At 65.7% G+C, this 20,851-nt stretch carries 24 protein-coding genes and 1 pseudogene; 16 read left to right on the top strand and 9 right to left on the bottom strand.

Translation table 11 applies throughout. The features are described 5' to 3' along the window. Positions 1–39 precede the first annotated feature (39 nt). The gene (locus AC0Z2B_RS10025) at positions 40–696 is read right to left on the bottom strand and encodes a histidinol-phosphatase (RefSeq protein ID WP_476296426.1); all 657 of its coding nucleotides are present in this window, start codon (positions 694–696) and stop codon (positions 40–42) included. Between the two features lie 141 nt (positions 697–837). On the opposite strand from AC0Z2B_RS10025, the gene AC0Z2B_RS10030 reads away from it, so the two are divergent. Then, the gene (locus tag AC0Z2B_RS10030; RefSeq protein ID WP_008364786.1) at positions 838–1,317 is read left to right on the top strand and encodes an RNA pyrophosphohydrolase; all 480 of its coding nucleotides are present in this window, start codon (positions 838–840) and stop codon (positions 1,315–1,317) included. Positions 1,318–1,339: 22 nt separating this feature from the next. Next, on the top strand, positions 1,340–3,619 hold the full coding sequence (gene ptsP / locus AC0Z2B_RS10035) for a phosphoenolpyruvate--protein phosphotransferase (protein WP_416421467.1): 2,280 nt from the start codon (positions 1,340–1,342) through the stop codon (positions 3,617–3,619). A gap of 123 nt (positions 3,620–3,742) precedes the next feature. Here ptsP and AC0Z2B_RS10040 read toward each other — a convergent pair whose 3' ends face one another. Continuing rightward, complete coding sequence (locus AC0Z2B_RS10040) at positions 3,743–4,489, bottom strand: NRDE family protein (RefSeq protein WP_476296428.1); 747 nt, start codon at positions 4,487–4,489, stop codon at positions 3,743–3,745. Between the two features lie 217 nt (positions 4,490–4,706). Here AC0Z2B_RS10040 and lgt point away from each other — a divergent pair, with 217 nt between their 5' ends. Further along, positions 4,707–5,519, top strand: coding sequence for a prolipoprotein diacylglyceryl transferase (lgt, locus tag AC0Z2B_RS10045; RefSeq protein WP_416421465.1), 813 nt, complete (start codon positions 4,707–4,709; stop codon positions 5,517–5,519). A gap of 79 nt (positions 5,520–5,598) precedes the next feature. After that, entirely contained in the window at positions 5,599–6,432 is an 834-nt protein-coding gene (locus AC0Z2B_RS10050) for a thymidylate synthase (protein ID WP_416421464.1), read from the top strand. 84 nt (positions 6,433–6,516) lie between these two features. Here the strand turns inward: AC0Z2B_RS10050 and AC0Z2B_RS10055 are convergent. Beyond that, positions 6,517–6,720, bottom strand: a pseudogene (locus tag AC0Z2B_RS10055) (Lrp/AsnC ligand binding domain-containing protein); the annotation flags it as partial. A 139-nt stretch (positions 6,721–6,859) separates the two neighbouring features. Here AC0Z2B_RS10055 and AC0Z2B_RS10060 point away from each other — a divergent pair. Next, positions 6,860–7,291 (top strand): ANTAR domain-containing protein, encoded by a 432-nt coding sequence (locus AC0Z2B_RS10060; RefSeq protein ID WP_416421461.1) that lies wholly within the window; start codon positions 6,860–6,862, stop codon positions 7,289–7,291. On the opposite strand, the gene AC0Z2B_RS10065 is transcribed toward AC0Z2B_RS10060, so the two are convergent. From AC0Z2B_RS10065 to flgA, 3 genes are all read right to left on the bottom strand, one after another. Then, positions 7,277–7,765: a flagella synthesis protein FlgN gene (locus AC0Z2B_RS10065; protein ID WP_416421460.1), complete on the bottom strand. Its 489-nt coding sequence runs from the start codon at positions 7,763–7,765 to the stop codon at positions 7,277–7,279. The genes AC0Z2B_RS10060 and AC0Z2B_RS10065 overlap by 15 nt on opposite strands. Beyond that, positions 7,746–8,036, bottom strand: coding sequence for a flagellar biosynthesis anti-sigma factor FlgM (gene flgM / locus AC0Z2B_RS10070; RefSeq protein WP_416421459.1), 291 nt, complete (start codon positions 8,034–8,036; stop codon positions 7,746–7,748). Before flgM ends, AC0Z2B_RS10065 begins: the two co-directional genes overlap by 20 nt. 86 nt (positions 8,037–8,122) lie before the next feature. Next, the gene (flgA, locus tag AC0Z2B_RS10075) at positions 8,123–8,821 is read right to left on the bottom strand and encodes a flagellar basal body P-ring formation chaperone FlgA (RefSeq protein WP_476296431.1); all 699 of its coding nucleotides are present in this window, start codon (positions 8,819–8,821) and stop codon (positions 8,123–8,125) included. A gap of 163 nt (positions 8,822–8,984) precedes the next feature. Here flgA and flgB point away from each other — a divergent pair, with 163 nt between their 5' ends. The 11 genes from flgB (at position 8,985) to flgL (ending at position 19,084) form a co-directional block, all read left to right on the top strand. Beyond that, positions 8,985–9,398: a flagellar basal body rod protein FlgB gene (gene flgB / locus AC0Z2B_RS10080; protein ID WP_416421457.1), complete on the top strand. Its 414-nt coding sequence runs from the start codon at positions 8,985–8,987 to the stop codon at positions 9,396–9,398. Positions 9,399–9,412: 14 nt separating this feature from the next. Next, positions 9,413–9,811, top strand: coding sequence for a flagellar basal body rod protein FlgC (gene flgC, locus AC0Z2B_RS10085; RefSeq protein ID WP_476296433.1), 399 nt, complete (start codon positions 9,413–9,415; stop codon positions 9,809–9,811). A gap of 3 nt (positions 9,812–9,814) precedes the next feature. Next, positions 9,815–10,498 (top strand): flagellar hook assembly protein FlgD, encoded by a 684-nt coding sequence (locus AC0Z2B_RS10090; RefSeq protein ID WP_416421455.1) that lies wholly within the window; start codon positions 9,815–9,817, stop codon positions 10,496–10,498. 83 nt (positions 10,499–10,581) lie between these two features. Further along, a complete protein-coding gene (gene flgE / locus AC0Z2B_RS10095) occupies positions 10,582–11,751 on the top strand; it encodes a flagellar hook protein FlgE (RefSeq protein WP_416421454.1) in 1,170 nt (389 codons plus the stop codon). 2 nt (positions 11,752–11,753) lie between these two features. Further along, complete coding sequence (locus tag AC0Z2B_RS10100; protein WP_416421453.1) at positions 11,754–12,509, top strand: flagellar basal body rod protein FlgF; 756 nt, start codon at positions 11,754–11,756, stop codon at positions 12,507–12,509. 18 nt (positions 12,510–12,527) lie between these two features. After that, positions 12,528–13,310, top strand: a complete 783-nt coding sequence (flgG, locus tag AC0Z2B_RS10105) for a flagellar basal-body rod protein FlgG (RefSeq protein ID WP_416421452.1) — start codon at positions 12,528–12,530, stop codon at positions 13,308–13,310. 8 nt (positions 13,311–13,318) lie between these two features. Further along, positions 13,319–13,978, top strand: a complete 660-nt coding sequence (locus AC0Z2B_RS10110; protein WP_476296435.1) for a flagellar basal body L-ring protein FlgH — start codon at positions 13,319–13,321, stop codon at positions 13,976–13,978. An 11-nt stretch (positions 13,979–13,989) separates the two neighbouring features. Further along, a complete protein-coding gene (locus AC0Z2B_RS10115; protein WP_476296437.1) occupies positions 13,990–15,111 on the top strand; it encodes a flagellar basal body P-ring protein FlgI in 1,122 nt (373 codons plus the stop codon). Continuing rightward, positions 15,111–15,998, top strand: a complete 888-nt coding sequence (gene flgJ / locus AC0Z2B_RS10120; protein ID WP_476296439.1) for a flagellar assembly peptidoglycan hydrolase FlgJ — start codon at positions 15,111–15,113, stop codon at positions 15,996–15,998. Before AC0Z2B_RS10115 ends, flgJ begins: the two co-directional genes overlap by 1 nt. Positions 15,999–16,257: 259 nt before the next feature. Then, positions 16,258–17,868 (top strand): flagellar hook-associated protein FlgK, encoded by a 1,611-nt coding sequence (flgK, locus tag AC0Z2B_RS10125; protein ID WP_476296441.1) that lies wholly within the window; start codon positions 16,258–16,260, stop codon positions 17,866–17,868. A 16-nt stretch (positions 17,869–17,884) separates the two neighbouring features. Beyond that, the gene (flgL, locus tag AC0Z2B_RS10130; RefSeq protein WP_416421447.1) at positions 17,885–19,084 is read left to right on the top strand and encodes a flagellar hook-associated protein FlgL; all 1,200 of its coding nucleotides are present in this window, start codon (positions 17,885–17,887) and stop codon (positions 19,082–19,084) included. Positions 19,085–19,090: 6 nt separating this feature from the next. Here the strand turns inward: flgL and fliR are convergent, their stop codons facing one another. From fliR to fliP, 3 genes are read right to left on the bottom strand one after another with little or no spacing between them, the layout of a single operon-like run. Beyond that, positions 19,091–19,882, bottom strand: coding sequence for a flagellar biosynthetic protein FliR (gene fliR / locus AC0Z2B_RS10135; RefSeq protein WP_416421446.1), 792 nt, complete (start codon positions 19,880–19,882; stop codon positions 19,091–19,093). Between the two features lie 6 nt (positions 19,883–19,888). After that, on the bottom strand, positions 19,889–20,158 hold the full coding sequence (gene fliQ / locus AC0Z2B_RS10140) for a flagellar biosynthesis protein FliQ (protein WP_416421445.1): 270 nt from the start codon (positions 20,156–20,158) through the stop codon (positions 19,889–19,891). A gap of 25 nt (positions 20,159–20,183) precedes the next feature. Beyond that, complete coding sequence (fliP, locus tag AC0Z2B_RS10145; protein ID WP_416427494.1) at positions 20,184–20,831, bottom strand: flagellar type III secretion system pore protein FliP; 648 nt, start codon at positions 20,829–20,831, stop codon at positions 20,184–20,186. Positions 20,832–20,851 lie beyond the last annotated feature (20 nt).

Raw genomic sequence — 20,851 nt, forward strand, 5'->3', positions numbered from 1 at the left:
GGGGCGGCCATCCGCCAAAGGCCGCGTCATGGGCCCACATCAATCGCGAAGAGACATCACCTTCCACCCGCGCCGCTGGGCTTCGGCCAGCAGGTTCGGGTCGGCGTCCACCACCACCGGGTGGGTCACCTTCTCCAGCAACGGCAGGTCGTTCATGGAGTCGCTATAGAAGTAGCTGTCTTCCAGGTCGAAGCCGTTCTCCTCCAGCCAGCGGTTCAGGCGCGTCACCTTGCCTTCGCGGAAGCACGGCACGTCGGTGCTGCGGCCGGTGTAGCGGCCATCGACCATCTCGCATTCGGTGGCCAGCAGGGTGTCCACGCCCAGGCGCTCGGCAATCGGGCCGGTGACGAAGCGGTTGGTGGCGGTGATGATCAGCAGCTTGTCGCCGGCGTCACGGTGCTGCTGCAGCAGCGCCAGGGCCTTGGGCAGGATGATCGGTTCCACGCAGTCGCGCATGAAGTCGGCGTGCCATTCGGCCAGCTGGGCCATCTCGGTGGTCGCCAAAATCTCCAGGCTGAAGTTCAGGTAGTCGGTCAGGTTCAGCTTGCCGGCCAGGTAGTCCTGGTAGAACGCGTCGTTGCGGTTCTTGTATTCCACCGGGTCGAGGATGCCGCGCTCGCACAGGTAGTCGCCCCAAGCGTGATCGCTGTCGCCACCAAGCAGGGTGTTGTCGAGGTCGAATAAAGCCAGGCGCATGGAAGTTACTCGTCTGAAAACAGGAAAAGGCCCACAGAATACGGACTTTTCACAACAGTGCACATAAGGTATGCGGGTGCGTTGCTGCCTTGACGATCTTTGTGGAACAATGCCAAGACATGCGTTTGCGAGGTTGCTGCCGTGATCGACCCCGATGGTTTCCGTCCCAATGTCGGCATTATTCTGACCAATGATGCCGGACAGGTGCTGTGGGCTCGTCGTATCAATCAGGATGCCTGGCAGTTTCCACAGGGAGGTATCAACCCTCAGGAGACGCCGGAAGAGGCCTTGTACCGCGAGCTGAATGAAGAAGTGGGGCTGGAGCGACAAGATGTTGAAATTCTTGCCTGCACCCGCGGCTGGTTGCGTTATCGTTTACCTCAACGCCTGGTGCGTACCCACAGCCAACCGCTGTGTATCGGCCAGAAGCAGAAGTGGTTCCTCTTGCGCCTGGTCTCCAACGAACAGCGCGTGAGGATGGATTTGACCGGTAAACCGGAATTCGATGGCTGGCGCTGGGTCAGTTATTGGTACCCGCTTGGCCAGGTGGTGACATTCAAGCGCGAGGTGTATCGCCGCGCTCTCAAAGAGCTTGCCCCGCGCCTGCTGGCGCGCGACTGACGACGGAGTTCGACCCCGAGCCATGCTCAATACGCTGCGCAAGATCGTCCAGGAAGTCAACTCCGCCAAGGATCTCAAGACGGCGTTGGGGATCATTGTGCTGCGCGTCAAAGAGGCCATGGGCAGCCAGGTCTGTTCGGTCTACCTGCTGGACCCGGAAACCAACCGTTTCGTGCTGATGGCCACCGAAGGCTTGAACAAGCGCTCCATCGGCAAGGTCAGCATGGCCCCCAACGAAGGCCTGGTGGGCCTGGTGGGCACGCGCGAAGAACCGCTGAACCTGGAAAACGCTGCCGACCACCCCCGTTATCGCTACTTCGCCGAGACCGGCGAGGAACGCTTCGCCTCGTTCCTGGGTGCACCGATCATTCACCACCGCCGCGTGGTGGGGGTACTGGTTATCCAGCAAAAGGAGCGGCGTCAGTTCGACGAGGGCGAAGAAGCCTTCCTGGTCACCATGAGCGCGCAATTGGCCGGCGTAATCGCCCACGCTGAGGCCACCGGCTCGATCCGGGGCCTGGGGCGCCAGGGCAAGGGCATCCAGGAGGCCAAGTTCGTTGGCGTGCCGGGTTCGCCCGGTGCCGCCGTGGGTACCGCGGTGGTCATGCTGCCGCCGGCCGACCTCGACGTGGTGCCCGACAAGACCGTCACCGACATCAAGGCCGAACTGGAACTGTTCCAGACCGCGCTCGAAGGCGTTCGCAACGACATGCGCACCCTTTCGGCGAAGTTGGCCACGCAATTGCGCCCCGAAGAGCGCGCACTGTTCGACGTCTACCTGATGATGCTCGACGACGCCTCGCTGGGCAGCGAGGTGACCAACGTCATCAAGACCGGCCAGTGGGCCCAGGGCGCCCTGCGCCAGGTGGTCACCGAGCACGTCAACCGTTTCGAACTGATGGACGACGCCTACCTGCGCGAGCGCGCCTCGGACGTCAAGGACCTGGGCCGCCGCCTGCTGGCCTACCTGCAGGAAGCCCGGCAACAAACCCTGGTTTACCCCGACAATACCATCCTGATCAGCGAAGAACTCTCGCCGGCCATGCTCGGCGAGGTGCCGGAAGGCAAGCTGGTGGGCCTGATTTCGGTGCTTGGCTCGGGCAACTCCCACGTCGCCATCCTGGCCCGTGCCATGGGCATCCCGACGGTGATGGGCCTGGTCGACCTGCCGTACTCCAAGGTCGACGGCATCCAGATGATCGTCGACGGCTACAAGGGAGAGGTCTACACCAACCCCAGCGAGGTGCTGGCCAAGCAGTTCGCCGAAGTGGTCGAGGAAGAACGCCAGCTGGCCCAGGGCCTCGACGCCCTGCGCGAGCTGCCGTGCGTGACCCTGGACGGCCACCGCATGCCGCTGTGGGTGAACACCGGCCTGCTCGCCGACGTGGCCCGCGCCCAGCAGCGCGGCGCCGAGGGCGTGGGCCTGTACCGCACCGAAGTGCCGTTCATGATCAACCAGCGCTTCCCCAGCGAGAAGGAACAGCTGGCCATCTACCGTGAGCAGCTGGCGGCCTTCCACCCGCTGCCGGTGACCATGCGCAGCCTGGACATCGGCGGTGACAAGGCGCTGTCCTACTTCCCCATCAAGGAAGACAACCCGTTCCTGGGCTGGCGCGGCATTCGCGTTACCCTCGACCACCCGGAAATCTTCCTGGTGCAGACCCGCGCCATGCTCAAGGCCAGCGAGGGCTTGAACAACCTGCGCATCCTGCTGCCGATGATCTCCGGCACCCACGAGACCGAGGAAGCCCTGCACCTGATCCACCGGGCCTGGGGCGAGGTGCGCGACGAAGGCACCGACGTGCCGATGCCGCCCGTGGGCGTGATGATCGAGATTCCGGCGGCGGTGTACCTGACCCGTGAATTGGCGCGCCAGGTGGACTTCCTGTCGGTGGGCTCCAACGACCTGACCCAGTACCTGCTGGCTGTGGACCGCAACAACCCGCGGGTGGCCGACCTCTACGACTACCTGCACCCGGCGGTGCTGCAGGCCCTGCAACACGTGGTCACCGAGGCCCATGCCGAAGGCAAGCCGGTGAGCATCTGCGGCGAGATGGCCGGCGACCCGGCGGCTGCGGTGCTGCTGATGGCCATGGGCTTCGACAGCCTGTCGATGAACGCCACCAACCTGCCGAAGGTGAAGTGGATGCTGCGCCAGATCAGCCTGGGCAAGGCCAAGGAACTGCTGGCGCAACTGATGAAGATCGACAACCCGCAGGTTATCCACAGCTCGTTGCAGCTGGCGCTGAAGAACCTGGGCCTGGCGCGGATGATTAACCCGGCTGCGCCGAAGACCCTGTAGGCCCTGACGCCGCCCAACCCCCGTAGCCGCTGCCGACAGGCTGCGCTGGCCCTTGGATACCCTGAAGATCTTCAGCGTGGCCGAGGGCCAGCGCAGCCTTCGGCAGCGGCTACGCAGTGTGCACTACAGGCTCAGGTCCACCTCCCCCAACGCCCCGCCATACGGCCCGAAGCTGCGCTCCACGATGCGCCGCGAACCCTCGGCGCGCACGATCAGCGCCGTGCTCGCCCGGGTGCCGTAGTTCTCGCTGGCAATGAACACGCTCGACAGCAGCGACTCGGTCGCCAGGCCCACGCCGGTGTCGGGCAGGGTGCCATCGGCGGCGCGCTCCGGGTCCCGCAGCAGGGCCAGCAGGCCTTCAGGCCGGGGATCATCCACTTGCGCCGCCAACGCTGCCTTCGCCTTCAGCAGTTTCGGCCATGGCGTGTCCAGGCCGGCGTTGGACAGCCCGTACACGCCGCTGGCCAGGTCCCGGGGCAGGCGTTCGCGCTGGTTGAAATAGCACAGCCGCCCGGCCGCCCCCAGCAGCAGGTTGAACCCCGAATACTCGCCGGCACGGCTGCCGATGTCGTCCAGGTATTGATCAACCGACACCTGGCTGGTCAGAAAACGTGCAACCAGGTCGCCGCGCGAACGCCGGCCCAGGGGCTGGCCGGGGTCGCGAATGTTGGTCAGGGCGGCAAAGCGCCCGTTCGGCCCCAGCCCCAGCCAGGTGCCGCCGGCTTCCAGGTCGCGGCCGGCGTGCACGCCCTCGGCGTCCTGCCAGTGGCCCAGCGGCAGGCTGGGGCGGGCGTAGAATTCGTCGCGGTTGGCGGCCAGCACCAGCGGCACGGGGTGCCCGGGGCGCCAGGCGAATACGATCAGACACATGAGGTCAGCCTTGTGTTTTGTTTCACTGTACCCGCACTCCGTCCCTGCACAGTAGAGGCAACGGGTCCTATCCGTTACCATGCGCTCCAGTTTTCACTGACACAAGTTTCATGGCAACGGGCCGTCGGGCCGGGCATAGTCTCGGGTTTTCCCGCCCCTCGTGGCCATCCGGGAACGCAGGGGTGATCCCGCCGCCTGTCCACGTCAAGGAGTCGCAATGCTGCCTTACCCGCAGATCAATCCGGTGGCGGTCGCCATCGGACCGCTTCAAATCCACTGGTACGGCCTGATGTACCTGATCGGCATCGGCAGCGCCTGGCTGCTGGCCTCCAGCCGCCTGAACCGCTTCGACCCCACCTGGACCAAGGAGAAACTCTCCGACCTGGTGTTCTGGTGCGCCATGGGCGTGATCGTCGGCGGGCGCCTGGGCTACGTGCTGTTCTACGACCTGAAGGTGTACATCGACAACCCCACGCTGATTTTCGAAGTGTGGAAGGGCGGCATGGCGTTCCACGGCGGCCTGATCGGCGTGATGCTGGCCACCTGGTGGTTCGGGCGCAAGAACGGCAAGTCGTTCTTCGAGCTGATGGACTTCATTGCCCCGCTGGTGCCGATCGGCCTGGGCGCCGGGCGCATCGGCAACTTCATCAACGGCGAACTGTGGGGCAAGCCCACCGACGTGCCGTGGGCGATGATCTTCCCGCCGCTGAGCGACCCGGCCCAGCTGCCACGCCATCCGTCGCAGCTGTACCAGTTTGCCCTTGAAGGCGTGGCGCTGTTCATTATCCTGTGGCTGTTCTCGCGCAAGCCGCGCCCCACCATGGCGGTGTCGGGCATGTTCGCGCTGTTCTACGGCATCTTCCGTTTCATCGTCGAGTTCGTCCGCGTGCCCGACGCGCAACTGGGCTACCTGGCGTTCGGCTGGGTCACCATGGGCCAGATCCTCTGCATCCCGATGATCCTCGGTGGGCTAGGGTTGATCTGGTGGGCCTACAACCGGCCCACCGCGCCGAAAAACGCCGCGGTATGATGGACGGGCGGGGCGAAAGCCCCGCCTTTTTCTTTTTCTGCAAACGGTCGCTGCTGCTGGCGACCGACTTGAGGCCTCAATGAAAGCGTACCTGGATCTCCTGACCGATGTGATCACCAACGGCGTGACCAAGGGTGATCGGACCGGCACCGGCACCAAGGCCGTCTTCGCGCGCCAGTTCCGTCACAACCTGGCCGATGGCTTCCCGCTGCTGACCACCAAGAAGCTGCACTTCAAGAGCATCGCCAACGAGCTGATCTGGATGCTCAGCGGCAACACCAACGTGAAGTGGCTGAACGAAAACGGCGTCACCATCTGGGACGAGTGGGCCACCGAGAGCGGTGACCTGGGCCCGGTGTACGGCGAGCAGTGGACCGCCTGGCCGACCAAGGATGGCAAGACCATCAACCAGATCGACTACATGGTCGACACCCTGAAGAACAACCCCAACAGCCGTCGCATCCTGTTCCACGGCTGGAACGTTGAATACCTGCCCGACGAGGCCAAGAGCCCGCAGCAGAACGCCGCCGAAGGCCGCCAGGCGCTGCCGCCGTGCCACCTGCTGTACCAGGCCTTCGTCAACGAAGGGCACCTGTCGATGCAGCTGTACATCCGCAGCTCCGACGTGTTCCTGGGCCTGCCGTACAACACCGCGGCCCTGGCCTTGCTGACCCACATGCTGGCGCAGCAGTGCGACCTGATCCCCCATGAGATCATCGTCACCACCGGCGACACCCACGCCTACGCCAACCACATGGAGCAGATCCAGACCCAGTTGGCCCGCGAGCCGCGCAAGCTGCCGACGCTGAACATCAAGCGCAAGCCGGCGTCGATCTACGACTACAAGTTCGAAGACTTCGAAATCGTCGGCTACGACCCGCACCCGGGCATCAAGGCGCCGGTAGCCATCTGACAATGACCTGTAGCAGCTGCCGCCAGGCGGCGTCCCGCGGCCCCCAACGCCGGCGGCGCCTGGGACGCAGCCTGGCGGCAGCTGCTACGCGGTTGCGGGGCGCTTCACCGGGAACGCCACGAACGGCTTGATCTCCTCGATGCCCGGCAGGCGCCGCACCACCACCTGCAGCAGGAAATCGGCATCGCCGCCGATGCTGTAGCAGGCCACCACATCCTCCAGCTGCATCACCTCCTGCTCGAACTTCCTGGCCTCGGCTTCGCTGTGGCTGTCGATGCTCACCCTCATGGCCGCCGCTGCCGCCGCCATGCTGGTGCGCGGGTAGAGGCGCGAACTGATGGGGTTTTGGCCCCGTGTTCTTTCGATGGCTGGCGCCAACCCGCCATTAACCTCCGTGCGCAAGCCATCCATGCATACGGGGTTTGCCGTGACTGATCGAGAGCTGCTAGAGAATTCCAGGCTGCGGATTCTGCTGATAGAACCGCACGCCTTCCAACTGTTCGACACCCAGACCCTGCTCTACGACCTGGGCTGCCACTACCTGACCCCGGTCATGAGCCAGGACGAACTGGCGCGGGTGCTGCGCAGCAGCCGCGAGCATTTCGACGTGGCGATCTGCAGCGTGGGGACCTTCGACATGAGCGACTTGGAGCTGGCGGAACTGGTGTATGCCGACCGCAAGGTCAGGCACCTGATTCTGCTGTCCGACGGCCAGGTGCCGGCGCCGGCGCTGCTGGCCAGCCTGGTGCGGCGCCCGGCCCAGCCACTGCTGGGCATCGTGCAGAAACCGCTGCGGGCCACCACCATGCGCGCGCTGTTCGACCGCGTGCTGGCGGCCGGCAGTTCATGCCCGGCCTGAGTGCCCGGCGTGGCGGCCGTCGGGGCCGTACAGGGTGCGGCCGGTGGCCTCGTTGAGGTAGTTGAGGATGCGCTGGTTCTGCTGCTGGCGCACCCGCAGCATGTCGCCGTTGAACTGGTTGAGGTGCTGCGCGCGGGCGGCCAGGTCCTGCAGGCGCGTCCAGGCGGGCAGGCAGCCCTGGTCCCGGGCCAGCTGCATGGCGCCGTGGTGGTCGGGCGCATGGCCCAGCGAGCGCTGGGCGCGGCGGCGGGTGGTTTCCAGCTGCTCCAGGTCCTCGAGGATCGTCTGCTTGGCGATGCTCAGCTCGGTCAGCCGCTCGCCATCGATCTTCGGCCCGGCCAGCGCCAGGCGTTCCTGTTCCAGCAGCGTCAGCAGGCGCTGCGCGGCCACCTGCTGGCGTTGCAGGTGGCGCGCCAGGCCCCTGGCGATGTCTTGTCCGGCCGGCGGCCGTTTTTCACTCGGGTGCTTGCCCATTCATTTCCATCACACTTTCGGCCATGCCATCGAAGATCCGCGACGAGTCGATCTGCAGCGAGCCATCGCTGATCGACTGGCGAATCTCGTTCACCCGATTCATGTCGATATCGGCAGTGGACGCGTCCGAGCCGTAGAGGCTTTCGTTTAATTCCAGCGTGTTGCTGACCGCCGGATCCGTGTCACTGGCCTCACTTTTCTGCAGCCGATTGTTGGCCGAGAGGTCGGTATTGGGCAGTGTGTTGCTGAGCGCAGTGCTGATTATTTTCACGGTCGAATTTTCATAGTGTCCCTTTTGCCCACTATCGGCATTGGGTGATTGAACTTGAACGCCTGTGTTTCAAATATGTGGCACGTTCAATCGCGTACCAGCAGTTGATCAGGCCCGGTCACTTTGCCGCGCAGCACCTTGCCGCGCTCGGCCACCACGCGCACCTCGTCGCCCAGGTAGCCGTTGTCCAGGGCCTTGCCCTGGCGGCTCAAGGTGAAGCCGGCGCCGCGAAACTGCATGGCCACCGGATGGTTCTGCTCCACCAGCCAGGTCTTGCGCAGCGCCGTGGTGATCAGCGGCGCCGAGGCCTTGAACGCGTGGCCCGCGCGCAGCCCCACCACCTCCTTGACGCTCAGCGCGGTGTTGGCCGGCAGCTTCTCCAGGGCGCCGGTCCTGAGGGCCAGCATGTCGGCTTCGATCACCTGGTTGGCCGCCAGGTTCTGCTGGCTGACCACGTAGGTCCCCATCACTGACACCTTTGCCTGCACGTAGTGCAACGCGCGCCCGCAGCGCACGCCCACCAGCACCCGGCCATAGCTGCGCTGCTCGGGGTGGGTGAGGAACGGGCGCGGGTCGTCGCAGGCCGCTGCCAGGTTGCTCAGCTCGATCTGCGGGTGGTTGGCGTGGGCCGGCAGGGCCGCGGTCAGCAGCTCGCGGATGCGGGCCTGCTCCAGGGCCGGGTCGGCCATGGCCAGGGGGCTTTGCGGCAGCCACAGCAGCGCACTCAGGCAAGCGCTGGCAGTGGCGAGCCGGGCGCGCGCGGCGCGGGTAGGGCGAGTCGTCATGGGCGAATTCGTCGAGGGGTCGTGCAGGTGATTCTAGAGCGCGGCGCCGCGATGCAAGGTCGGAAGTGCTCGATAAATGCGTGTCTGTTTCGGCCTTTGGCTTGGCAACCTTGCGACTACTCTGCGCGCCTCACCCCCCCAAACCGAGTCGGAGGCCGCCAGCATGATCGACAAGCTCGACAACGAGCTCAGCTTCCAGCAGGCCGCCTTGAGCCTGCGCGCCGAGCGTCAGCAAGTGCTGGCCAACAACATCGCCAACGCCGACACGCCGGGCTACCGCGCCCGCGATTTCGACTTTTCCAGCGAACTGGCCAGCGCCCTGGGGCAGGGCATGCCCAAGGCCAGCGGCATGAGCCTGGCGACCACCTCGGACCGGCACCTGGCGGCGACCTTCAGCGGCACCTCGTTGCACGAACTGCTCTATCGCGTACCCGACCAGCCCAGCCTGGACGGCAACACCGTGGACATGGACCGCGAACGCGCCCAGTTCAGTGACAACTCGGTGCACTACGAGGCCAGCCTGACGTTTCTGAACAGCCGGCTGCAAGCGCTCAAGACCGCCATGCAGTCCGAATAGAGCAGGTAACCACCATGTCGATTTTCAGCATCTTCGATATCGCCGGTTCCGCGCTGAGTGCCCAGTCCCAGCGCATGAACGTGACCGCCAGCAACCTGGCCAACGCCGACAGTGTCAGCGGGCCCGACGGCCAGCCGTACCGTGCTCGCCAGGCCGTGTTCGAGGCCCAGGCCGAGGGCCTGGGCGGCGTGCGCGTGAGCCAGGTGGTCGAGGACCAGTCGGCGTTCCGCAAGGAATACTGCCCCGGCGACCCCATGGCCGACGCCGACGGCTACGTCAGCATGCCCAACGTGGAGCCGGTGGGCGAGATGGTCAACATGATTTCCGCCTCGCGCTCCTACCAGGCCAACGTCGAGGTCATGAGCACGAGCAAGCAACTGATGCTTAAGACCTTGACCCTGGGAGAGTCCTGATCCATGACCAACACCATCAGCAGTTCCGTGCTGTCGTCGATGAACACCAGTTCGAGCAGCAGCACCACCAGCACCACCACGACCACGGCGGATGACCTGCAGGACCAGTTCCTCACCCTGCTGGTGACCGAGCTGCAGAACCAGGACCCCTCCGAGCCCATGGACAACACCGAAATGGTCTCGCAGCTGGCGCAGATCAACATGATCAGCGGCATCACCGACCTGGGTGACACGCTCGACAGCATCTCCGGCCAGATCGACACCAGCCAGGCCCTGCAAGCCTCGGCGCTGGTGGGCAAGGGGGTGCTGGTGGACGGCGACTCGATCACCGTGGACGGCGGCAGCGCCACCACCTACGGGGTCAACCTGGACGGCGACGCCGACACGGTCACCGCCACCATCACCGACAGCAGCGGCAACGTGGTCCGCACCATCAACGTCGGCGCCTTGAACGAAGGCACCCATTCGCTGACCTGGGATGGCCTGGAAGACGACGGCAGCACCGCGGCGGACGGCTCCTACACCGTGAGCATCACCGCCACCGACGGCGGCACCGCCGTGACCGCCACCGAGCTCAACTACGCGCTGGTCTCGGGCGTGAGCACCGACGACGACAGCGACGTGGTGCTGGAACTGGGCGCCAACACCGACAGCGCCAGCCTCAGCGACATCCGCCTGCTGCTGTAGCAGCGCAGCTCGACCTTCCACAGAAACGTGACCTTCGCGGCGTTTGCGGCTGCCCGGTCCTTATTGGCTTCAAGGAGCGAAACATGGGCTTTTCCCAAGCACTGAGCGGTTTGAGCGCGGCGTCCACCGACCTCAACGTGATCAGCAACAACATCTCCAACTCCGAAACCGTGGGCTTCAAGAGCTCCACCACCGAGTTCGCCGACGTCTACGCCGACGCCGAAGTGGGCCTGGGCACATCCGTGTCCGGCGTGGTGCAGAATTTCGAGTCGGGTAGCCTGACCACCACCGACAACGACCTGGACCTGGCCATCAGCGGCGACGGTTTCTTCGTCTTCAACGACGGCAGCACCACCACCTACTCGCGCAACGGCCAGCTGACCCTGAGCTCGGACGGCTACCTGGAGAATGCCTCGGGCGCCAAGCTGGTGGGCGTCAACGGCGTGATCCAGATCCCGTCCAGCGGCCTGCAGGCCAGCGCCACCAGCGAACTGGATGCCACGCTGAACCTGGACTCCAGCTCGGACGCCATCACCAGCACCTTCGACTCGACCGACGCCACCACCTATTCGTACTCCACCAGCGCCACGGTGTACGACTCGCTGGGCAACAGCCACACCATGACGCTGTACTTCGCCAAGAGCGACGACACCAACACCTGGAACGTCTACAGCGCCATCGACGGCAACACCCTGACCGATGACGACGGCAATGCCCTGAGCCAGGAAGTGGCGTTCGACACCAGCGGCCTGCTGACCAGCGGCGCCACGTCGACCTACACCTATGACCCGGGCAACGGCGCGGCCGAGATGAGCATCGACCTCGACCTGACCGGCACCACCCAGTTCGGCAATGACTTCGAGCTGTCCAGCAGCTCCCAGGACGGCTACACCTCGGGCAGCCTGACCGGCTTCACCATCGATTCCAGCGGCAACGTGGTGGCCAGCTACTCCAACGACCAGACGCAGATCATCGACCAGATCGTGCTCGCCACCTTCAACAACGAGCAGGGCCTGAAGGCCGTTGGCGACAACAGCTGGACCGCCACCAGCGAGTCGGGCGTGGCCCTGCTGGGCACCGCCGGCACCGGCCAGCTGGGCTCGATCGAGAGCGGCGTGACCGAAGACTCCAACGTCGACCTGACCACCGAACTGGTGAACCTGATCATTGCCCAGCGCAACTTCCAGGCCAACTCGCAATCGGTGAAGACCCAGAGCGAAGTCCTCCAGCAAGCGGTCAGCCTCGGGTCGTAATCATGGATCGCATGCTTTTCACCGCCATGAGCGGCGCCAACCAGGCCCTCGACCAGCAAGCCGTGGTGGCCAACAACCTGGCCAACCTGTCCACCCCCGGCTTCCGCGCCCAATTGGCGCAGATGCAGGCCGTGCCGGTGCCCGGCGAAGGCCTGCCGACGCGGGTGTCGGTGGCCGCCACCGGCGTCGGCGTGGACTGGAACCAGGGCCCGGTGACCCGCACCGACCGCAACCTCGACGTGGCCCTGGACGCCAACGGCCTGCTGGCCGTGCAGACCAGCGACGGCAGCGAGGCCTACACCCGCCGCGGCGACCTGCAGGTGGACGGTGCCGGCAACCTGTCCCTGGGCGGCCGCCCGGTGATCGGCGATGGCGGCCCGCTCAGCGTGCCGCCGGGCAGTGAAGTCAGCATCGGCAGCGACGGCACCCTCACCGTGCGTGAGCAGGGCGGCGACGCCAAGGGCCTGGCCACGGTGGGCCGGCTGAAGATGGTATCGGCCCTGCCGGGTACGGTCGAGGCCGGCACCGATGGCCTGTTCCGTGCCCCGCCGGGCCCGGACGGCTCGGTGCAGCCGCTGCCCGCCGACGAAACCATGCGCCTGAGCCCCGGCAACCTAGAGGGCAGCAACATCAGCCCCACCAGCGCCATGGTGGCAATGATCGACAACTCCCGCCGCTACGAGATGCAGATGAAGGTCATCAGCAGCGCCGACGAAAACGCCAAGAGCGCCAACAGCCTGCTGTCCCTGCAGGGCTAATTGAACGAGGAATGATCGATGATCCGATCACTGTGGACGGCCAAGACCGGCCTGGAAGCCCAGCAGGCGCAAATGGACGTGATCGCCAACAACCTGGCCAACGTCAGCACCAACGGCTTCAAGAAGTCGCGGGCGGTGTTCGAGGACCTGCTGTACCAGAACATGCGCCAGCCTGGCGCCCAGAGCACCAGCCAGACCAAGCTGCCCTCGGGCCTGCAGGTGGGCACCGGCGTGCGCCAGGTGGCCACCGAGCGCCTGCACACCCAGGGTAACCTCACCGAGACCGACAACAGCAAGGACCTGGCCATCAACGGCAACGGTTTCTTTGAAGTCGACATGCCCGACGGCAGCACCGCCTACACCCGCGACGGCAGCTTCCAGCTCGACGCCAACGGCCAGATGGTGACGTCCAACGGCTACACCCTGACGGGCGGCATCACCATTCCCAGCACCGCCACCTCGGTGTCGGTGAGCAACGACGGCATCGTCTCGGTGGTGCAGTCCGGCTCCGCCACCTCCACCCAGGTGGGGCAGCTGAACGTGGCGCTGTTCATCAACCCGGCCGGCCTGGAAAGCATCGGCCAGAACCTGTACCTGGAGACCGACGCCTCGGGCGCGCCCACCGAGACTACGCCTGGCCTCAACGGCGCCGGCACGCTGTCGGAAGGTTACGTCGAGACCTCCAACGTCAACGTCGTGGAAGAGATGGTCAGCATGATCCAGGTGCAGCGCGCCTACGAGATCAACAGCAAGGCGGTGGATGCGTCCAACGAGATGCTGCAGCGCCTGACGCAGCTATGAGGTACGGCATGAACCTGAAGCCTTGCGTGGGCCTGCTGCTGGCGCTGCTGGCCGGTTGCGATGTGCTGCCGCACAAGCCAGTGGTGGCCGACGAAAGCATGGTGGTGCCGCCGTTGCCGCCGCGCCTGGCCGATGGCGCGATCTTCCAGGTGCGCCGTGGCGCGCAGCCGCTGTTCGAGGACCGCCGGCCGCGCATGGTCGGCGACACCCTGACCATCACCCTCAACGAGCAGGTCAGTGCCAGCAAGAACTCGGCGTCCAACGCCGGGCGCACCGGCACGGTGGGGCTGAGCATGAAGGCCACTTCCAGCCGCGCGTCCCAGGAGGGCAGCTACGGCCTGGATGCCTCGGTAGACAATGACTTCACCGGCAGTGGCGGCTCCCAGGCCACCAACTCGTTCACCGGCACCATCGCCGTGGCGGTGATGGAAGTGATGCCCAACGGCAACCTGCGGGTGCGTGGCGAGAAACAGATCGCCATCAACCAGGGCACCGAGTACATCCGCTTCTCCGGGGTGGTCAACCCGCGCACCATTACCGGCGACAACACCGTGGCGTCCACCCAGGTATCGGACGCGCGCATCGAGTACGTCGGCGACGGCTATATCAACGAAGCGCAGCGCATGGGTTGGCTGCACCGCTTCTTCCTCAACATTTCCCCGCTCTGAGGGCCGGTGCCATGGCTGACCTGATTCGCTCCACCTTCGCCCGCTGCCTGGTGGGCCTGCTGTTGCTGGGCCTGGGTACCATCGCCCAGGCCGAGCAGATCCGCGACATCGCCGAATTCGCCGGCGTGCGCCCCAACAGCCTGGTGGGCTACGGCCTGGTGGTGGGCCTGGACGGCAGCGGTGACCAGACCACCCAGAGCCCGTTCACCGAGCAGAGCCTGACCAACATGCTGTCGCAGTTGGGCCTGACTCTGCCGGCCAACGCCAACATGCAGATGCGCAACATCGCGGCGGTGATGCTGACCGCCACCTTGCCGCCGTTCGCGCGGCCGGGGCAGCAGATCGACGTGGTGGTGTCGTCCATCGGCAACGCCCGCAGCCTGCGCGGCGGCACCCTGCTGATGACGCCGCTCAAGGGCGCCGACGGCGATGTCTACGCCATGGCCCAGGGCAACCTGCTGGTGGGTGGCGCCGGCGCTGCGGCCAATGGCAGCAGCGTCACCGTCAACCAGCTGGCCGGCGGGCGCATTCCCCGTGGCGCGGTGGTGGAGCGCGAGGTGCCGCTGCGCCTGGGCGGCAACGACGGCGTGTTGAGCCTGTATTTGAACGAGGCCGATTTCGCCACCACCGAGCGCGCGGTGTACGCGATCAACAGCGAATTCCGCCGCACCGTGGCCTCGGCCGTCAACGGTGGGGTGATCCAGCTGCAGGGGCCGTTGTCGCCCAATGAGCGGGTCAACTTCATGGCCCGGGTAGAGAGCGTGCAGGTGTTGCCGGCCGACGCCAGGCCCAAGGTCATCATCGACTCGCGCACCGGCTCGGTGGTGCTCAACGGCGCGGTGAAGCTGGGGCGTGCGGCGGTGGCCCACGGCAACCTGTCGGTGGTCATCGACACCAACAACCAGGTCAGCCAGCCTGGTGCGCTCAGCCAGGGGCAGACCGCCGGCAGCGCCAACAGCAGCATCTCGATCCAGGAGCAGGGCGGCCTGTTGCACCTGGTGGAAGGCAGCGCCAACCTGATGGACGTGGTCAAAGGCCTCAACGCCCTGGGCGCCACGCCCCAGGACCTGATGGTGATACTGCAGGCGCTGAAGGCCGCAGGTTCACTGCGTGCCGAGCTGGAGATCATCTGATGAGCCTGGCCAGCAGCACCGATGGCTTTGCCCTGGACATGCAGGGCCTGGCCAACCTGCGGCGCACCGCGGCGCAGGACCGCAACGCCGGGGCCCACGAGGCCAGCAAGCAGTTCGAGGCCATGTTCCTGCAGATGATGCTCAAGAGCATGCGCGCCGCCATTCCCAAGTCCGACCTGGACAACGACTCGCAGACCGCCATGTACACCGAGATGCTCGATGAGCAGTGGGCGCAGCACCTGGCCGGCAAGGGCCTGGGCCTGGCCGAGGTGCTGGACCGGCAACTGGGGGTCAGCAGTGGCCAGCGGGTGACGGCGCCGTCGGGCAGGGTCGGCAATGTGCAGCAGGCCTTTGCTGCCTGGCAACGCCGCGTGGTGGGCGATACCGGCAGCCGTGCGGCCCATGTGCAGGACTTCGTCCAGCGCCTGGCCGGCCCAGCGCAGCAGGCGTCGCGCAGCAGCGGCATTCCTGCCGAGCTGATCGTCGCCCAGGCCGCGCTGGAAACCGACTGGGGCCGGCGCAAGATCCCCACCGCCAGCGGCGAGGACAGCCACAACCTGTTCGGCATCAAGGCCGGCGGGCGCTGGCGTGGGGCGACCACCGAGGTCATGACCAGCGAATTCGAGGACGGCCAGATGCGCAAGCAGGTGCAGAGCTTCCGCGCCTACGAAAGCGACGCCGCGGCGCTGGCGGACTACACCCAGCTGATCGGCAACACCGCCAGCTACGCCGGCGTGCGCAGCGCCCGCGACCCCTTGCAGGCAGCCCATGCGCTGCAGCAGGGCGGCTACGCCACCGACCCCGACTACGCCAGCAAGCTCATCGCCGTCATGGCCACCATCGGCCCGCTGCAGCTAGCACGCACACCCTCACCGCCAACCCTGTAGCAGCTGCCGAAGGCGGCGTCCCGGCACAGCCTGGGTTCGTGTCGTATGCGGACGCAGCCTTCGGCAGCTGCTACGGGGCAACGCGGTCTGTAGCAGCGTCCCGGCACAGCTTGGGTTCGTGTCGTATGCGCGGGGTAAGGGGGCTGTAGCAGCGGCCGCAGGCCGCGTCGGGGTGGAAAACGCGCAAAAAAACCGGCTGATTTTTCAAGTTTTCGGGCAATCGGCCGATAACACGTGGCACGTCGTGCAGGAATTATTTATGAGCATCATTTCGATCGGTGTCAGCGGCCTGAACGCGGCACAAGTGGCCCTCAGCACCAGCAGCAACAACATCACCAACGTCTATACCGATGGCTACAACCTGGAGACTACCTCGCTTGCCGCGAGCTCCACGGGGGGCGTGGAGGTGACCAGTGTCGATCGTACGTTCGACCAGTTTATCGCGGCCCAGCTCAACGCGTCCACCAGCACCGAGAGCGCGCTCAGCACCTACTCGACGCAAGTCTCCCAGGTGGACGACCTGCTGGCCGACAGCACCTCGGACCTCGACACCCTGATGCAGGACTTCTTCTCATCGGTGCAGACCATGAGCAGCGACGCCAGCGACTCGGCGGCCCGTGAAGAAGTGATCGGCTCGGCCGAGACCCTGGTGGCCCAGTTCAACTCCCTGGGCAGCTACCTGGACGACATGCAAAGCAGCGTCTCGTCGCAGATCACCGACCAGGTCGGCCAGGTCAACGACCTCACCGACCAGATCGCCACGCTCAACCAGCAGATCAGCGCCCTGGGCAGCAACTCGGACGCGGCCAACACCCTGATGGACCAGCGCGATACCCTGGTGACCTCGCTCAGCGAGCTGGTGGACGTCGACCTGACCGTGCAGGACAACGGCAGCTACAGCATTTCCCTGAGCAACGGCCTGTCCCTGGTGTCCGGTTCCAACAGCTTCGAGCTGGCCGCGACTACCTCGTCCAGCGACCCGTCGCAGACCACCGTCAGCTACGTCGACGCCTCCGGCAACCAGACCGAACTGGACGAGTCGACCATCAGCGGCGGCTCCCTGGGCGGCCTGTTGACCTTCCGCAGCGATACCCTGGACACCGCGCAGAACCAGCTGGGCCAGATGGCCGTGGCCCTGGCCAGCGCCTTCAACAGCCTGCAGACCAGCGGCACCGACCTCAACGGTGACACCGGCACGGCGTTCTTCTCGGTGGGCGACCCGGTGGTGTACAGCAACACCGGCAACACCGGCAGCGCCAGCCTGAGCGCCACGTTCTCCGATGACCTGGACAGCCTGACTACCAGCAATTACACCGTCAGCTACTCGGACGACGACGGCTACACCGTCACCGACGCCAGCACCGGCTCGGCCGTGGCGGCCACCTACGATGCCGACGCCGGCACCCTCAGCTTCGGCGGCCTGACCGTGACCATCAGCGGCACCGCCGATGATGGCGACAGCTTCCTGGTCAAGCCGCTGGCCAGCGCCGCCAGCACCCTGGACACCGAGATCGACGACCCGTCGCTGATTGCCGCAGGCTCGGGCGGCGGCGACAGCGACAACACCATCGCCCTGCAGATGCTCGACCTGCAGAACCAGGACCTGGTGGGCGGCAAGTCGACCCTGGCCGAGGCCTATGCCTCGCTGGTCAGCGAAGTGGGCAGCACCACCAGTTCCATCAGCACGCGGCTGGACAACCAGACCAGCGTCACCGACCAGTTGACCACGCTGCAGCAGTCCTCGTCGGGGGTGAACCTGGACGAAGAAGCCGCCGACCTGGTGCGCTACCAGGCCTACTACCAGGCCTGCGCGAAGATCGTCGAAGTGGGCTCCACCGTCCTCGACACCATTCTCGGCATGGACGCCTGACCAGGAGGCTTAGCGAATGCGCATTTCCACCCAGACCATCTTCAGCCAGGGCCTGAGCAACATGCTCACCCAGGAAGCCGCCTACCTGGACGCCAGCAACGAAGTCTCCAGCGGCAAGCGCGTGGTGAATCCGTCGGACGACTCCTCGGCCGCCGCCCAGGCGGTGATCGTGCAGCAGAGTTCGTCGCTCAACGACCAATACGCCGCCTCGCGCACCTCGGTCACCACCTCGCTGTCCACCGAGGAAAGCGCCCTGGACAGCGTCAGCGACGCCATCACCAGCGCCAAGACCCTGCTGATCCAGGCCGGCGACGGCACCCTCAGCGACGAGGACCGGGCGTCCATCGCCACCTCGCTGCAGGGGGTGTACGACACCCTGGTGTCGCTGGCCAACACCACCGACAGCAGCGGCAACTACATCTTTTCCGGCTACCAGAGCCAGAGCCAGACCTTCGTCACCGACGAAGATGGCAACCTGACCTACCAGGGCGACGACAACGCGGTGATGCAGCAGGTCAGCGCCACCGAGACCCTGGCCAGCGGCGACACCGGCCAGACCGTGTTCCTCAGCGTCGGCAGCGCCGCCGGCTTCGTGGCCCAGGCTAGCGCCGACAACAGCGGCTCGGTGACCTTCGACGGCCCGGACATCACCGACACCAGTGACGCCAACTACGGCACCGGTTTCACCCTGACCTTCGCCGTGGACGACGAGGGCGTGGCCACCTACAGCGTCGACGGTGGCGACGCGGTGGCCTATGAGGCGGGCGACACCCTGGAAATCAACGGCCTGTCGCTGACCCTGGACGGCGAGCCGGCCGACGGCGACAGCATCAGCGTCAGCACCGCCAGCGACGCCGACCCGAACATCTTCACCACCCTGCAGAACATCATCACCGCGTTGAACACGCCGGTGGAGGATGACGCCGACCAGGCTGCGCTGAGTAACACCCTGTCCACCAGCAGCCGCGAACTGGACAACGCCCTGGACAACGTCCTGACCGTGCGCACCTCGGTGGGCACGCGCATGAACGAGATCGATGTGCTGGACACCGTCGGTGACGATGCCTCGCTGAACTACGCCACCAGCCTGTCGAACCTCACCGACGCCGACTACACCACCTCGGTGTCCAACTACACCGCGCTGCAAGTGGCGTTGCAGGCGGCGCAGCAGACCTTCTCCAGCGTGCAGGGCATGACCCTGTTCGACTACATCTGACGGGGCTCAGGCCGGCACGATCATGTTGCCGACCAGGGTCTGCAGGAAGTGCAGGGACTCATCCAGCAGTAGCTGGATGAAGTGCCCCAGGTGGCTGGTCAGCGCCATGATCAGCACCAGGCCGGTGCTCAGGGTGACCGGGAAACCCACGGCAAACACCGTGAGCTGCGGCGCCGCACGGTTGAGAATGCCCATGGCCAGGTTGATGATCAGCAGCGCCGCCACCATGGGCAACGCCAGCAGCAGGCCGGTGAGGAAAATGTGCCCGCCGTAGCGCGCCACCATCTCCCACGACGACGGGTCGAAATGCAGGTTGCCCACCGGCAGGCTCTGGAAGGTGCTGGCCAGCAGGCGCAGCACCAGCAGGTGGCCGTCCAGGGCGAGGAACATCAGCAGGGTGGTCATGCTCAGCAGCCGCGACAGCACCATGGTGTTGGTGTTGCTTTCCGCCGAATAGAAACTGGCGAACGCCAGGCCCATCTGCATGCCGCAGATCTCCCCGGCCATCTCCACCGCCGCCAGGGTCACGCGCATCACCATGCCCAGGCTGGCGCCGATCAGCAGCTGTTCGACGGCGATGCCCAGGCTTTCCCAGGACATGATCGGCACGTCGGGCATGGCCGGCAGCACCGGCGCGATCAGCACGCTGAGCAGCACCGCCAGGCCGGCTTTCACGGTGTTGGGAATGATGGTGTGGCCCAGCAGCGGGTCGGCCAGCATGAACGCAGCGATGCGGCACAGCGGCCAGAAGAACAGCGCCAGCCAGTGTTGCAACTGGCCCGGATCGAGCTCCAGCATCGGCCGTCAGCCCACCAGGTGGGGCAGGCCCACCAGCAGGTCGCGGGTGAAGTCGAGGATCATGTCCATCATCAACGGCCCGGCCAGCACCAGTACGGCGCAGATACCGACGATCTTGGGGATGAACGACAGGGTCGATTCGTTGATCTGCGTGGCGGCCTGGAACAGGCTGACCACCAGGCCCACGGCCAGGGTGGTGAGCAGCAGCGGGGCGGCCACGAACAGGCTGACGCGCATGCCCCTGTAGGCCAGGTCCATGACCATTTCCGGTGTCATCGTGGTGGGGCTCCGAAGGTGGGTGTCAGGTGTAGAAACTCTGCGCCAGGGAGCCCAGCAGCAGCTGCCAGCCGTCCACCAGCACGAACAGCATCAGCTTGAACGGCAGGGAAATGGTGGCCGGTGGCACCATCATCATGCCCAGCGCCATCAGCACGCTGGCGACGATCAGGTCGATGATCAGGAACGGCACGAAGATGCTGAAGCCGATCTGGAAGGCGGTTTTCAGCTCGCTGGTGACGAACGCCGGCATCAGCACGCGCATGGGCACCTGCTGCGGGCTGTCCAGGTCCTGCAGGTCGGCGATGCGCGCGTACATGGCCAGGTCGGTCTCGCGGGTCTGCTTGAGCATGAAGCCGCGGAATGGCTGGCTGCCCTTGTCGAGCATCTCCTCCAGGCCGATCTGGTTGCTGGAGAACGGCTGCCAGGCCGTGTCGTAGGCCTTGTTCAGCACCGGCGACATGACGAAGAAGGTCAAGAACAGCGCCAGGCCCAGCAGCACCTGGTTGGGCGGCGCCGAGGTGGTGCCGATGGCGGTGCGCAAAAGGCCCAGGACGATGATGATGCGGGTGAAGCCGGTCATCATCAGCAGCAGCGCCGGCAGGAACGCCATGGACGACAGCAGCATCAGCGTCTGCAGGCTCAGCGACCATTGCTGGCTGCCGTTGCCCATGGCCTGGCTGGTGAAGGCTT

It is taken from the genome of Pseudomonas sp. GYB4201 (assembly GCF_056312595.1).

What these genes read in the sequence shown, in the direction of transcription:
- AC0Z2B_RS10025 (WP_476296426.1), bottom strand. Translation starts at nt 696, where the DNA reads ATGCGCCTGGCTTTATTCGACCTCGACAACACCCTGCTTGGTGGCGAC.
- ptsP (WP_416421467.1), top strand. Translation starts at nt 1,340, where the DNA reads ATGCTCAATACGCTGCGCAAGATCGTCCAGGAAGTCAACTCCGCCAAG.
- AC0Z2B_RS10040 (WP_476296428.1), bottom strand. Translation starts at nt 4,489, where the DNA reads ATGTGTCTGATCGTATTCGCCTGGCGCCCCGGGCACCCCGTGCCGCTG.
- lgt (WP_416421465.1), top strand. Translation starts at nt 4,707, where the DNA reads ATGCTGCCTTACCCGCAGATCAATCCGGTGGCGGTCGCCATCGGACCG.
- AC0Z2B_RS10050 (WP_416421464.1), top strand. Translation starts at nt 5,599, where the DNA reads ATGAAAGCGTACCTGGATCTCCTGACCGATGTGATCACCAACGGCGTG.
- AC0Z2B_RS10065 (WP_416421460.1), bottom strand. Translation starts at nt 7,765, where the DNA reads ATGGGCAAGCACCCGAGTGAAAAACGGCCGCCGGCCGGACAAGACATC.
- flgA (WP_476296431.1), bottom strand. Translation starts at nt 8,821, where the DNA reads ATGACGACTCGCCCTACCCGCGCCGCGCGCGCCCGGCTCGCCACTGCC.
- flgB (WP_416421457.1), top strand. Translation starts at nt 8,985, where the DNA reads ATGATCGACAAGCTCGACAACGAGCTCAGCTTCCAGCAGGCCGCCTTG.
- flgC (WP_476296433.1), top strand. Translation starts at nt 9,413, where the DNA reads ATGTCGATTTTCAGCATCTTCGATATCGCCGGTTCCGCGCTGAGTGCC.
- AC0Z2B_RS10090 (WP_416421455.1), top strand. Translation starts at nt 9,815, where the DNA reads ATGACCAACACCATCAGCAGTTCCGTGCTGTCGTCGATGAACACCAGT.
- flgE (WP_416421454.1), top strand. Translation starts at nt 10,582, where the DNA reads ATGGGCTTTTCCCAAGCACTGAGCGGTTTGAGCGCGGCGTCCACCGAC.
- AC0Z2B_RS10100 (WP_416421453.1), top strand. Translation starts at nt 11,754, where the DNA reads ATGGATCGCATGCTTTTCACCGCCATGAGCGGCGCCAACCAGGCCCTC.
- flgG (WP_416421452.1), top strand. Translation starts at nt 12,528, where the DNA reads ATGATCCGATCACTGTGGACGGCCAAGACCGGCCTGGAAGCCCAGCAG.
- AC0Z2B_RS10110 (WP_476296435.1), top strand. Translation starts at nt 13,319, where the DNA reads ATGAACCTGAAGCCTTGCGTGGGCCTGCTGCTGGCGCTGCTGGCCGGT.
- AC0Z2B_RS10115 (WP_476296437.1), top strand. Translation starts at nt 13,990, where the DNA reads ATGGCTGACCTGATTCGCTCCACCTTCGCCCGCTGCCTGGTGGGCCTG.
- flgJ (WP_476296439.1), top strand. Translation starts at nt 15,111, where the DNA reads ATGAGCCTGGCCAGCAGCACCGATGGCTTTGCCCTGGACATGCAGGGC.
- flgK (WP_476296441.1), top strand. Translation starts at nt 16,258, where the DNA reads ATGAGCATCATTTCGATCGGTGTCAGCGGCCTGAACGCGGCACAAGTG.
- flgL (WP_416421447.1), top strand. Translation starts at nt 17,885, where the DNA reads ATGCGCATTTCCACCCAGACCATCTTCAGCCAGGGCCTGAGCAACATG.
- fliR (WP_416421446.1), bottom strand. Translation starts at nt 19,882, where the DNA reads ATGCTGGAGCTCGATCCGGGCCAGTTGCAACACTGGCTGGCGCTGTTC.
- fliQ (WP_416421445.1), bottom strand. Translation starts at nt 20,158, where the DNA reads ATGACACCGGAAATGGTCATGGACCTGGCCTACAGGGGCATGCGCGTC.
- fliP (WP_416427494.1), bottom strand. Translation starts at nt 20,831, where the DNA reads ATGGGCAACGGCAGCCAGCAATGGTCGCTGAGCCTGCAGACGCTGATG.